Annotated in this window: 15 protein-coding genes; 7 read left to right on the top strand and 8 right to left on the bottom strand. The window is 64.4% G+C overall.

What is annotated here, in order from left to right:
- The first annotated feature begins 104 nt into the window (after nucleotides 1–104).
- Genes QMK32_RS05955 through QMK32_RS05945 form a run of 3 tightly spaced genes read left to right on the top strand, consistent with a single transcriptional unit; the run spans nucleotide 105 to nucleotide 2,444 of the window.
- Complete coding sequence (locus tag QMK32_RS05955) at nucleotides 105–812, top strand: hypothetical protein (protein WP_283473663.1); 708 nt, start codon at nucleotides 105–107, stop codon at nucleotides 810–812.
- 40 nt (nucleotides 813–852) lie between these two features.
- Complete coding sequence (gene pheA / locus QMK32_RS05950; protein WP_283473662.1) at nucleotides 853–1,782, top strand: prephenate dehydratase; 930 nt, start codon at nucleotides 853–855, stop codon at nucleotides 1,780–1,782.
- A complete protein-coding gene (locus tag QMK32_RS05945; protein ID WP_269301884.1) occupies nucleotides 1,779–2,444 on the top strand; it encodes a histidine phosphatase family protein in 666 nt (221 codons plus the stop codon). Before pheA ends, QMK32_RS05945 begins: the two co-directional genes overlap by 4 nt.
- A 9-nt stretch (nucleotides 2,445–2,453) precedes the next feature.
- On the opposite strand, the gene QMK32_RS05940 is transcribed toward QMK32_RS05945, so the two are convergent.
- From QMK32_RS05940 to QMK32_RS05925, 4 genes are all read right to left on the bottom strand, one after another.
- A complete protein-coding gene (locus tag QMK32_RS05940; protein WP_283473660.1) occupies nucleotides 2,454–3,281 on the bottom strand; it encodes an ESX secretion-associated protein EspG in 828 nt (275 codons plus the stop codon).
- On the bottom strand, nucleotides 3,266–4,531 hold the full coding sequence (locus QMK32_RS05935; protein WP_283473657.1) for a PPE domain-containing protein: 1,266 nt from the start codon (nucleotides 4,529–4,531) through the stop codon (nucleotides 3,266–3,268). Before QMK32_RS05935 ends, QMK32_RS05940 begins: the two co-directional genes overlap by 16 nt.
- Before the next feature lie 55 nt (nucleotides 4,532–4,586).
- Nucleotides 4,587–4,889, bottom strand: a complete 303-nt coding sequence (locus QMK32_RS05930) for a PE domain-containing protein (protein ID WP_269301881.1) — start codon at nucleotides 4,887–4,889, stop codon at nucleotides 4,587–4,589.
- Nucleotides 4,890–4,981: 92 nt separating this feature from the next.
- Nucleotides 4,982–5,548: a histidine phosphatase family protein gene (locus QMK32_RS05925; RefSeq protein ID WP_283473655.1), complete on the bottom strand. Its 567-nt coding sequence runs from the start codon at nucleotides 5,546–5,548 to the stop codon at nucleotides 4,982–4,984.
- A 225-nt stretch (nucleotides 5,549–5,773) separates the two neighbouring features.
- Between QMK32_RS05925 and QMK32_RS05920 the strand changes: the two genes are divergently transcribed.
- Both QMK32_RS05920 and QMK32_RS05915 read left to right on the top strand, forming a co-directional pair.
- Nucleotides 5,774–5,968 carry a CbtB domain-containing protein gene (locus QMK32_RS05920; RefSeq protein ID WP_283473653.1) on the top strand — a complete coding sequence of 65 codons (195 nt, stop codon included), beginning with the start codon at nucleotides 5,774–5,776 and terminating at the stop codon, nucleotides 5,966–5,968.
- Nucleotides 5,969–5,985: 17 nt separating this feature from the next.
- The gene (locus QMK32_RS05915) at nucleotides 5,986–6,753 is read left to right on the top strand and encodes a CbtA family protein (protein WP_502943535.1); all 768 of its coding nucleotides are present in this window, start codon (nucleotides 5,986–5,988) and stop codon (nucleotides 6,751–6,753) included.
- A gap of 124 nt (nucleotides 6,754–6,877) precedes the next feature.
- Here the strand turns inward: QMK32_RS05915 and QMK32_RS05910 are convergent, their stop codons facing one another.
- Entirely contained in the window at nucleotides 6,878–7,210 is a 333-nt protein-coding gene (locus QMK32_RS05910; RefSeq protein WP_269301878.1) for a metallopeptidase family protein, read from the bottom strand.
- 13 nt (nucleotides 7,211–7,223) lie between these two features.
- On the bottom strand, nucleotides 7,224–8,327 hold the full coding sequence (locus QMK32_RS05905; protein ID WP_283473651.1) for a septum formation family protein: 1,104 nt from the start codon (nucleotides 8,325–8,327) through the stop codon (nucleotides 7,224–7,226).
- A gap of 21 nt (nucleotides 8,328–8,348) precedes the next feature.
- Between QMK32_RS05905 and QMK32_RS05900 the strand changes: the two genes are divergently transcribed.
- Both QMK32_RS05900 and serS read left to right on the top strand, forming a co-directional pair.
- Entirely contained in the window at nucleotides 8,349–8,744 is a 396-nt protein-coding gene (locus QMK32_RS05900) for an ankyrin repeat domain-containing protein (RefSeq protein WP_269301876.1), read from the top strand.
- 10 nt (nucleotides 8,745–8,754) lie between these two features.
- Entirely contained in the window at nucleotides 8,755–10,008 is a 1,254-nt protein-coding gene (gene serS / locus QMK32_RS05895) for a serine--tRNA ligase (RefSeq protein ID WP_283473649.1), read from the top strand.
- Nucleotides 10,009–10,015: 7 nt separating this feature from the next.
- Here the strand turns inward: serS and QMK32_RS05890 are convergent, their stop codons facing one another.
- Together QMK32_RS05890 and QMK32_RS05885 are read right to left on the bottom strand one after the other, a co-directional pair.
- A complete protein-coding gene (locus tag QMK32_RS05890) occupies nucleotides 10,016–11,266 on the bottom strand; it encodes an NAD(P)/FAD-dependent oxidoreductase (protein WP_283473648.1) in 1,251 nt (416 codons plus the stop codon).
- Between the two features lie 78 nt (nucleotides 11,267–11,344).
- Nucleotides 11,345–11,773 carry a hypothetical protein gene (locus tag QMK32_RS05885; protein WP_283473646.1) on the bottom strand — a complete coding sequence of 143 codons (429 nt, stop codon included), beginning with the start codon at nucleotides 11,771–11,773 and terminating at the stop codon, nucleotides 11,345–11,347.
- Between the last annotated feature and the right edge of the window lie 30 nt (nucleotides 11,774–11,803).

Genomic DNA, 11,803 nt, shown 5'->3' with positions numbered 1-11,803 from the left:
CTTCCTCCGATGCGATGCCTAGTAGGTGAGGCAAACCTAAGTTAGTTGACGCTTGCCTTGATCGCAAGTGTTCGGCGCGAATTTCCCCGGTCTACCGTGTAACGGTGTCCATTCCACTCACCCTGGGTGCGCCCCACCGGCCCGATCCGCAGGCGCTCGTCGCCGGGCTGCTGCAGCAGCGATGCCGCACCGCCGCTGAAGCCTCGGGCTGTCCCGACGCCGTCACCACCGGACCCCCGGTCATCGACGCCTCGGTCCTGGCTTCGGTGCGAACCGAGCAGAACTTCGGTCGGATCGTCGTCGAACTCGACATCGATCCGGACGATCTTCGGAAGAACCGACATGCGTCGTACGAGGTGGTCAGGTACCACGTGAACGTGCGCGAGGACACGCTCGCGGAAGCCACGTCGCTGCGGCTGCCGTCGCCGCTGGTGGTGTTTCCTGATGTGACCGAGGGCGACGTCATGGAGACGGTGACAGCAATCGTCGACGCGCATCGCACTCCTGGGTTCGGAGCGTGGGAATCTCCGCGTCGGATCGCGGATGTCCTGGCGGTGGTCGCGCACGCCGAAGTCGGATTCTCCGCTCGCGCACAATCGGGCGAAGAGGTGCTCGCGATCCTCGCGGCCACCGTCGCCGCACTTCGGGGCGACGACATACTGCGAGCTCTGGCCGAACCCGACGTCGGTGCTCTGATCGCGCTACGACCGGAGGCGGCCGAAGCAGTGCGAACGGTGTTGCTCGGCATCGAAGTGGACGACGCGGTCGGCGCGCACGCAGTCCTTCTCGCCGCCGGCCTTCTTGCAGACTGATTGGTCTGACGCGTTTCAGCGGACCCAGTAGCCTCGGACCGTGCCTGCAATCGCGTACTTCGGTCCATCGGGAACATTCACCGAGATGGCCCTCGGTCAATTCACATCACTCGGCGTTCTCGACGAACTCGGACTCACCGGAGAGGTCCAACGAGTTCCGATGACGAGCCCGCCATCGACGTTGCAGGCGGTTCGCGACGGCGGTGTGGTGGCAGCCGTCGTGCCGATCGAGAGCTCGGTCGAGGGGTCGGTTCCGCCGACTCTGGACGCCCTCGCCGTCGGAACGAGATTGCAGATTCTCGCCGAGACCGAGATCGAGGTAGCCTTCTCGATCCTCGGTGCACCCGGCATGACGCTGGCCGAGGTTCGAACAATCCGCGCGTATCCCATTGCTGCAAACCAGATTCGGCAATGGCTCGACGCGAACCTCCCTGGCGTGGAGGTGCACTTCGCCTCGTCCAACGCCGGCGCCGCCGAGGACGTCGCTGCAGGACTCGCGGATGCCGCAGTGTCGACGGTCCTCGCGGGTGAGCGCCTCGGACTTCCGGCATTGGCCCACGGTGTCGCCGATGTCGGCAATGCGCGCACTCGGTTCGTCCTCGTCGGAGCCCCACGTCCTGCGCTCGCCCCCACCGGAGCGGACCGCACCGCGGTGGTGTTGATGCCGGACAATCAGCCTGGTGCTCTGCTCGGTGCACTGTCCGAGTTCGGGATCCGCGACATCGACCTCACAAGAATCGAATCACGGCCCACCCGAACCGAATTCGGGACCTACCGGTTCTACGTCGATTGCGTCGGTCACATCGACGATCCTGCCGTGTCCGAAGCTCTCGGAGCGCTGCATCGCAAGATGGAACTTCGATACCTCGGATCTTGGCCTGTCGCGACGGGAACAGGAAGGACGCCCCCGTCGTTGGATAGAGAGATCGAGTGGTTGGCGGGATTGCGCGCCGGAAAAGGGGACAGATGACGGGCAAGCTGATCCTCGTCCGACATGGCCAGACCTTCGGCAACGTAGCCAAGAGGTTGGACACGCGGCCGCCCGGGGCCGCCCTCACTGATGTCGGTCATGAGCAGGCGAGGAAATACGGGCAGTCCATAGCCGGGAGGCCGCCCGCGGTGCTCGTGTCCTCTGTTGCGCTTCGCGCACGGCAAACCGCCGAACATATAGCGCTTGCCACGTCTTCGATGATGCTCGAGCGTGATGGCCTGCAGGAAGCGTCCGCAGGCGATTGGGAAGATCGCACCGACAAGGAAGCGCACGACGGGTTCACCGCCGTCTACGGCGCATGGCACCGCGGCGATCTCGACGCACAGGTGCCGGGCGGCGAGACCGGCCGCAGCGTTCTCGACCGCTACGTGCCGGTCCTCGAGCAACTACGCGAGCAGTACCTGTTCGAGGATGATCCACGCGATGTGGTGGTGGTCGGTCACGGTGCCGCCATCAGGCTGGTCGGTGGCGTATTGGGCGGCGTGGACGGCGCATTCGCCGCGGACAACCACCTCGACAACACCGGGACCGTCGAGCTCGTACCACTTGCCAGCGGCGGCTGGGCATGTGTCCGCTGGGGGACCTTCGTTCTGCCATTTCAAGGCAAAGGCAGCCACACGCTCGACGATCCGATCAGCTGACCGCGCCGATCAGCCGGCCGCGCCTGTGATGAGCTCCTCGATCGCAGATCGCACGCGTCCATCCGAACCAGGCGACAACGACGTCCACTGTCGACCGTCTGCCGCCATGGACGATGTTGCCACGATCCGGCCACGCCGAGTGTCGAAGAATGCGACCGGATTCTTCCCGACGGTCCGGGTTCCGGAACCGACTGTGACCGAGGTGATCTCGGCGTGGGCCGAGCATGTGCTCATGGCTGCGGCGACGTCGGCAGCTGCCGAGTCCTCGATTCCGATGTGGGAGAGTCTCGCCGAGGTGGCGACGCGATCGGTCGGTGCGCCGTCGAGCGCCTCCGCCAGAAGATCTGTCTCCGCGGCGATTCCGTGAAACTCGAACGGCCTTCTCACTCCGAGTGCATTGAGCAGTTCCTGCGCCGGATCCCCGACCGAAGCACGTAGGCGGAGCCACCCACCCGAAGCCACAGCGAGAACCGAACCGCTCTCGTTGGACGCCAAAGCGATCCGGGTCATCGAAGAATCGCTGGTGAAGGGTCTGTTGATCAGTCGCGCAGCGATGAACCACCGCGGCCGATCCAGAACACGCAACCACATCTCGAGGTCGGGATGAACGCGCCCGTCGGGCAACAATCCGTCGTGATCGAGGCAGTCGAACCCACGCCGAAGTGCGGCCGCTCGCTCAGCAGCCCCATCGAACCGCGGGAATACGTCCAGCACTACCGGTAGCTCGACGATTCCGAGGGCCTCGACGAGGTAGTCCATCCGATCGGCATCGAGCTCGGCGGAGGGAACGGTGTGGCCGAGAGGTCGAGTCCCCAAGTCGATCAACGATCGTTCCATGTCGGTTCCGCGCCGATGACCGACGGTGCAACCGTGCGGCCGTCACCGAAGTGCTCGAATTGCTTCAGATAACCAGGCGTCCGGTGCTCTTCGTCTTCGTCACCCTGGGCCCCGGCCGTCGATGCCGGCCCACCGGCACCACGGGCCGTGGCTGCAGCATCGTTCGCGCCCGCCCCGAACACACCCGAGCCATTGGCGCCTGCCAGAACGCGCTCACTGCCTGCCACCGAGGACGCGCCCCCCGGTCCGTTGGGAGCCCCGAAAGCGGTGCTACCGAGACCGCCCGACACCCGGCCGAAACCGACCCCGCCGGTGCCCGCTGATCCGGTGGAACCGATGGACCCGAAGGACATTGCTCGCGTTGCCGCCGAACCCAGTGCTCCAGCATCGGCTCTGCCTGCAGCCGCGAGCGGTGATCCCGCCGAGCCCTGCGAAGGGTTCTGTGAGTTCATGAACGTCGACACCGCGGATCCGCCGACGTTTGTGGCCGCGGAAGCAACGGTGGTGACACTCGAGCCGGCGATCGAGCCTGCAGAGCTGGCCACCTGACCCGCGGCAGCCGCCAACGCAGGATTCTGAACTGCTGCTGTGGCTGCTGCGATGACCGCCTGCGCGGGTGAGGTGTGGGCGCTGAACCCGAAGGCTGTCGTTTCCTCGTACGAGGTGCCCCTGGCGATACTGCCGTCGGGCCCGGAGGAACCACCAGAAGTGTCATTGACGATCTCGGGCGGCCGATCGAACGAGACCGTCATGGCCAGCGGCGTCGTCGCAGCTTCGTAGGCGTCCATGACGAGCGCAGCCCGAACGTCGAGCGTGCGGTCCGTCATCTCGAGCGCTTCGGCGCTGCCGTTCAATGCGCCACCAGAGCTGTACGCGGCAACCTTGGCGGATTTCACAGCAGCTATCTCGACCGGATTCGGCATCGCAGCGACCGCAGTCGTATAGGCCGCAGCCTCGGCGAGAGCGTGTCCGCTGATCTCGGTGGCACGCGTGGCAGTACCTTGCGTCCACGCCAAAAATCCGCCGAAGCGAGCCTGGGCGGCATTGGCCGCCTCGCCTTCCCAGCCGGCCGCGAGAACAGCCATGACCCGACCCACTGTGATCGATGCGTCGGTATAGGCAGCCGCAACCGACCCCCACGCGCCCGCGGCACCGATCAGTGGGGCCGGACCGGTTCCCAGCAGCAACGCCGCTGAATTGACTGTCGCGGTGCGTGGTAGCCACACGACCCCCGTTACTCCCAGTGTCACAACATCTCCCCCGTCATTTACCCAGCCCCGTCAGTGCTCGTGGATAGTCAGCTCTTCAGATTGTCAGTGCCCGACCGTGTTCGAAGTCGACATCTCGGTACGCGGACGCCTGTGCTCGCAGTGCGGAAGCGGCCTCGATCAGTTCGCTGATCGCGTCGGTGGCGGCCGGAGTGAACGAACCCGCAGCGCGAAGGAAGTAGCGATTGGCGAGCAGTGAGACTTCCTCGCTGCCGGCAGGTGTGATCTCGATGGGCACCGACACGGCCGTCAGACTCGTCTGGAGCCGAGCTGCCAGGGCATCCAACTCGGCAGCGGCGGTCTCGAGGGCAACCGGGTCGACGCGCACATTTCCTGGCATAACCCCACTCCTTCGTCACGCAGCGAAAATTTCGCTCTCGTAGAACTTTGACGACGGCACTGCGCAATCGGTTCCACTCCGCGCAAAAAAGCTCAGGTGATTTTTTCTGCCGCAGACCGAAGGGTCCATCGCCCACCTCGGAAGTTCAGATTCGTCACCGTCGCGGGTGGGATGTCCACACGCCAGAACGAGGCCGACGGCGCGTCGAGTGCTCTGACGACGACGGCGCGGACGACAGCAGGATGCGTGACCGCCAGCAGTCGACGCCGCTCGGTCGCCACCCTGTTCATCCATTGCCCGACGCGGTCGAACAGTGCGTCGATCGATTCACCACCCGGTGGGACGGTGGAGGTGTCGGTGAGCCACCCCACCAGCTCTGACTCGTCGAGGTCATCCATCGTTCGGCCGGTCCACTCGCCGATATCGAGGTCGGCGAGGTCGGCGACGATGGCTCCCTGTAGGCCGAGTATCGCCGCAGTCTGTCGAGTTCGCCGCTCCGGGGCGATCATGATCATCTCGGCATCCGAGTCGAACGTGAGTCCCTCCAGCCGCTTCAGTCCGCCCGAATCGACCGGTTCGTCCGAATGGAACCTGGCGCGACGCATCGCCTCGGTCGTGCCATGGCTGACCAGCGAGAGCCGCGTCACTGTCGACGGCATCGAGCGCTCCTCTCCAATCATGGGCTCATCGCACCCTGGTTCCGATTGACACCGGGCTGAGATCGGTGCCAGAGTTCGCGGGTAAGCGCGATGTGTGCAGGCAATTCCGGTGTGAATCCGGAGCGGTTGCGCCACTGTGATCGGACCTCAGCGGTTCCGAGAGCCAGAAAACTGACACATCGCTTCGGTTCGAAGGGGACGCACAATCCCAGGAGGCATTCCATCATGGCCATCGTTCACAATCCCAGCAGCGCCACGGAGTCGGCTGCCCTCGCAGTCGTCGTCGCGGCGGTGGTGCTCCTCGCATTCGTCGTGCTCTACCTGGTCGGTTTCGACCAGGGCGCCATTTCACGTAGTGGAATGTACATGCACGAACTGATGCACGACGGACGCCACCTGCTGGGTCTCCCGTGTCACTGACCACGTCGTCCCCGCGTGTGACCACCTTGCAGGGGACCTATCTCCAGTTGCTCGTCCGCGGACTCCTGGCGGGTCTCATCGCGGGTCTGCTCGCGGGTACCGTCGCGTTCGTCATCGGTGAGCCGCACGTGGATTCGGCCATCGCCATCGAGGAGGCGGCAGGTGTAGCCGGGCACGTCGAAGCCACCCCGGGCGCACATTCGCACGACGAGGAAGATGCGCTCGTCAGCCGGGACGGCCAGCGTGCGGGGCTGTTCCTGGCAACCGGTCTTGCAGGACTCGCGCTCGGTGCGATCTTCGCGACGGTGTTGCACTACGCACGACGGTTCACCTCACTGTCCGGGTCGACGCTCGCTATCGCTGCAGGCGCGCTCGGTTGGCTGGCAATCGAAGCTGTGCCGTTCTTCAAATATCCGGCCAATCCACCTGCCGTGGGCGACCCCGACACAATCAACCAGCGCACCTGGCTGTGGCTCGCTTCGGTCGTTCTCGGGTTGTTGGCGGTAGCAATCGGACTGTATGTCGCCAAAACAGTGGCGTCGCACAGTTCGCTTGCTGTTCGGATCGCGGCTCCGCTGGCGGCGTTCCTCGTCGTGGTAGGCCTGGGATACGTACTGCTGCCCACGATCAACGAAGTCGGCGTGGATTTCCCGGCAACGCTGCTGTGGGAGTTCCGACTGTCCTCACTGGCGACGCAGGCAACGCTGTGGATCGCGCTCGGCCTGGCGTTCGCGTTCCTCACCGATCGGGCCGTCAGCAAGGCTCGGGAGTCGGTCGCGGCGTAGGCGTCGTGTTCAGCTCACCCCGGCCCGCTTCAGCGCCCAGTTGGTTATGGCCCACCCCGGCCCGCTTGAATGGTCCATTCATACGATCAGATGTCTTGAAATCGACCATTCAAGCGGCGGGCAACTACCCGAAACCCAGTTCGTGCAAGCGCTCGTCGTCGATGCCGAAATGATGCCCCACCTCGTGGGCGACGGTGATCGCGATCTCGCGTCGGGCAGTTTCGGCGTCGTCGACCATGTCGAGAATCGGACGACGGTAAATGGTGATCACGTCCGGTAGGTGTCCGCTGTACTCGTAGCGGTCGGTGAGCGCGACCCCCTCGTACAGGCCGAGGATGTCCTCGGTGGGGTGCTCTTCCTCGACGAGAATGACGACGTTGTCCATGCGGTCGGTGATGTCCGGCGGAAGCGTGTCCAGGGCGTCGCCGACGGCGTTTTCGAAGTCGGCGCGGCTCATATCGGTAGGGATGTCATCCTCCCGACGTGATCGGGGCCGCACCGGGCAGCGGCGTGGGGAGTGCCCGACCGTCCGGTGCCGACGGCGGCGGTGCCGGCGGTTGACCGTTGATGAGGATGTCGCCCTGTGCGGATCCGACGAGCGTCGCGAAGCCACCCGTGTCGAGCTCACTGCCTATCGAGCAGCTGACCTGACGGCTACCGGCCAGCCAACTGGTGACGTCGATGTTGTCCCAGAACAGCGTCAGCGTCTTGTCCCGCAGCGCGGTTGGGGAGCCGAGGTATGCATTCACGGCGTCGGTGCAGACCGTCGTGAGGTAGGCGTCCTGGTCGGCCTCGTTGGGGATTCCGGTCGGAAACTGTTGGCTCAGGTCTGCGACCGAGACCACCTCGAAGGCATGGGGCGCGCTGCAGTCGACCGGATCGGCGGGCACGTTCTGCAGGATGCCGATGCAGGTGCCGGGCTCCCACACGTTCGACTGATCCAGGTCGAGTACCGAGCCGGTCATCTCCTGCGGAATTCCCGTGTTGGTGGACTTCTGGATTCCACACCGCAACGTCCGTTCGCCCGATGCCCATCCTGCTTCGCTGGGGAACATCAGCCCGACACTGAACTTGCCGCTCGGATCGAACTTGGCGCCCAGGTAGTCGTCGACGGCATCGACGCAATGTTCGTCGCGTAGCTGCCCGAAGCGTTGTGCACCCGGATACATCGAGTTCGGAGCGAACTCGAGCCCGGGATAGGCACTCAGATCGACGTCGGCTGCTACTTCGAATCGATGCGGATCGGCGCAGGAAACTTCGGCGAGGTCCTGTCGGTCGGTCGCGGGGTCATCGGTCGGCGTCCACTGCAGGCACGTGCCTGGATCGGCCGAGCCGAACGTCTTGGCCGTGACGGCACCTGACGTCGCAGGACTGCTGGCCGAGTGGGTGGCGATCTTCTCCGGTTGCGAGAAGCCGCCGGACACGGAGAGCGTGATCGCAGCAGCCGCGACAGCCCCCACAGCGACAAAGACGAGTCCTCGACGCGCAACGTGCGCCGAGACTGTGCGCGGGTTGCGTGTCGTTGTGGGTTTCCCCGGCCGGGCCGGATCGCTGATGGACATCAACTCCATCATGCCCGAGTACCTTCGGTTCCTATGACAGACCCCGAGGAGACCAGTGCTGACATCGCCGAGCTTGCGGGCCGACTGTTCACGATGGCCCGCGACGGTGATGCCGAGTCCTTGAAGGCATATTTGGACGCCGGTGTACCGGTCGACCTCAACAACGAGGCGGGGGACACCCTGGTCATGTTGGCGGCCTATCACGGTCACGCGCGCACTGTTCGCATGCTGGTAGGCAAGGGTGCCGATGTGAATCGGCCGAACGAGAAGGGCCAGACTCCCCTCGCAGGCGCGGTCTTCAAGGGGGAGGACGAGGTGGTGCGAGAGCTGGTCGAGGGCGGAGCGGATCCGCATGGTGGTCATCCGTCGGCGATCGACGCGGCGCGCATGTTCGGACGCGAGGACTACCTGGACTTGCTCGGCAAGTAAGGTTTTCCTCGTGATCGACCTGAAGTTTCTTCGTGAGAATCCCGATGTCGTCCGTGCCTCACAGCGCACCCGTGGAGAAGATCCCGCGCTAGTCGACGTGCTACTCGGCGCCGATGCATCCCGACGGGCCGCAGTGCTTGCCGGCGATCAGCTCCGCGCCGAGCAGAAGGCCCTCGGCAAACGCGTCGGGAAGGCGTCAGCGGAGGAGCGTCCTGCGTTACTGGCAGGGTCGTCCGAGCTCGCGGCGAAGGTCAAGGCTGCGGAGGCGCGTCAGAACGAGGCAGATGCCGCGGTGGACAGCGCGCAACGTGCCTTGTCGAACGTCGTCGAAGAGGGAGCTCCCGCCGGCGGCGAAGACGACTTCGTGTTGATGGAAACCGTCGGTGAAATCCCGACATTCGACTTCGAGCCGAAGGACCACCTCGAGCTCGGTGAGTCACTGAAGCTGATCGACATGGAACGCGGCGCGAAGGTGTCGGGTTCGCGGTTCTACTTCATGACCGGGTACGGTGCGCTGCTGCAGCAGGGGATGTTGCAGCTGGCGGCGCAGAAGGCCGTCAAGAACGGGTTCACCATGATGATCCCGCCGGTGGTGGTGCGGCCGGAGATCATGGCGGGAACCGGATTCCTGGGGGCGCACGCCGATGAGATCTACCGACTCGAAGCCGACGATCTGTATCTCGTCGGCACGTCGGAAGTTGCGCTGGCCGGGTACCACGCAGGCGAGATCCTCGACCTGTCCGACGGCCCGAAGCGCTATGCCGGCTGGTCGACGTGCTTTCGTCGCGAAGCGGGTTCGTATGGCAAGGACACTCGCGGGATCATCCGCGTCCACCAGTTCGACAAGATCGAGATGTTTTCCTACATCAAGCCAGAGGACGCAGCGGCCGAGCATCGCAAGCTTCTCGAATTCGAGCGCGAAATGCTTGCGGCAGTGGAACTTCCGTACCGAATCATCGACGTCGCCGGTGGCGATCTCGGGTCCTCGGCGGCGCGCAAGTTCGACTGCGAGGCTTGGGTGCCGACGCAGAATGCCTACCGCGAGCTGACCTCGACCTCAAACTGCACGACCTTCCAGGCTCGACGCCTGGGTGTTCGGTACCGCGACGACAACGGCAAGCCGCAGATTGCTGCGACGCTGAACGGAACATTGGCCACGACGCGGTGGATCGTCGCGATCCTCGAGAATCACCAGCAGGCAGACGGGACCGTTCGGGTGCCGGAAGCTTTGGTGCCGTTCGTCGGAACGGATGTTCTGCGCTAGAGACGTGTCAGATGGTCGGCTTCACGTCGTCGGCCCAGGCGATCCGCTTCGGATTGCCGTGGCACTCGACGATCGCGGCGTGATCGCTGTCGAAGTAGTCCCACGCCCAGGACAGGAAAGCGTCGACTTTGCTGTGCGCGCCGCTCAGTAGTGCGGCATGGACGCCGAGCCACGCCGCGAAAGCGAGCGGTCCCTCGACTTGATGTCGGTGCGCGCCGACCTCTGCGACGGCGGCCCCGCGACCGATCATCGCCATGATGCCCTTGTCCTTGTACTGGAAGACCTTCCGACGTTTTCCAGCGATGGTGAGCTCGATGTTGTGGGCCGCCCAGGTTCCTGCTTGCTGAGCGACCGAACCCAACTGGGGCAACGTCTTTCCATCTACGTCGGTAATGTTTGCCACGTCGCCGACGGCGTAGACATTGTCGAATTTCGGGACCGTGAGATCGGCCAGCACGTCCAGTCGCCCGCCGGGACCGGGTTTCGCGTCGCCGGTCGCGGCCACCGGCGACGCCGATTCGCCACCGGCCCAGATGACTGTCCGCGAGTCGATACGGGTGGAGTCACTGAGCACGACGCCGCCGGCATCGACTGCGGTGACGCCGACCCCGAGGCGAACTTTCGCGCCGTGTTCGACCAGCTTGTCGTGTGCGTAGACATGCGAGCGTTCACTGAACGGCGCCAGCAACGCCGGCCCGTGGTTGATGAGCCAGGCCTCCCCGCGACCGCCTGGATGATTCATCTTGCGCAGGGCCATGAACAGTTCGGCGAATGCGCCCGCGGTCTCGACGCCGGTCGGGCCGCCTCCGACAATGACGACGTCGAGTGGATCGTGTTCACCACGCAACACCTCGCTGACGTGGTGACGAAGCTTCTCGGCGTCGGCAACGGAGTACAGCGGGAACGAAAATTCCTCTGCGCCGGGCGTTCCGAAGAAGTTGGCGCGTGCTCCAGCCGCGACGACGAGATAGTCGCCCGAGATCTTTTCGCCTGCGGCGGTGAGTGACAGTGAGGCAAAATCCAGGGTGCTGATCTCTGCCTGAACCACTCGGACGTTCTCGAAGCCTTCGAAGATCGCTGCGAGCGGTCGTGCGACGTCGGCGGCAGGCAACTGCGCCGTCGCAACCTGATAGAGCAACGGTTGGAACTGGTGGTAATCGTTGCGGTCGACGATGGTGACGGAAACACCTTTGTGCGCCAGTTCGTGTGCGCAGGCAATCCCGCCCAGACCGGCACCAGCGACCACCACGTGTGTCATGGGTTCCACAGTAGTTGCGTCGTGCGCTTGAATGGTGCTTTCAAATTATCTGATCGTATGAATGGACCATTGAAGCGGTCAGAAAAACTGTCCCACAACGAAACCGGCGAGCAGAACGGTCGTACCGCCGATTTCGCCACCGATCAGCGCCCACATGAATGCGTGCGTCCCGCGGACCGGATGTTCGAACTGATTGTCGGTGTCCTTCAAAAATCCGTGCACCATGTAGCTTCCGATGGCCGCGACGAAGAAGAAGACGGCGACGAGGCCGGCCGTGAGGTTCACCGCCGTCGGGAACGAGCTGAATTCGGTGAGTGCGGCGAGGACGAGCGTCGCGAACGAGTACATCAGTGCCGCACGGTGCGCGATGTCGACGTACGGGTGTGCCAGAGCCGTCGGCGATGTCGCCATCTGCCGGAATTTCCAGACCCCCAGCGCCAACGCCCAGAGCAGAATCAGTCCCGAAAGCAGCAGCAGAACCTTGGTGTCGATGCCCAGAGTTGTCACAGATTTCCTCCCCGTCGCGCAGATATGCGT

This window comes from Rhodococcus sp. H29-C3, from assembly GCF_030063405.1.
Taxonomy (GTDB): domain Bacteria; phylum Actinomycetota; class Actinomycetes; order Mycobacteriales; family Mycobacteriaceae; genus Rhodococcoides.
This window is presented reverse-complemented; position numbering and strand designations above follow the sequence as displayed.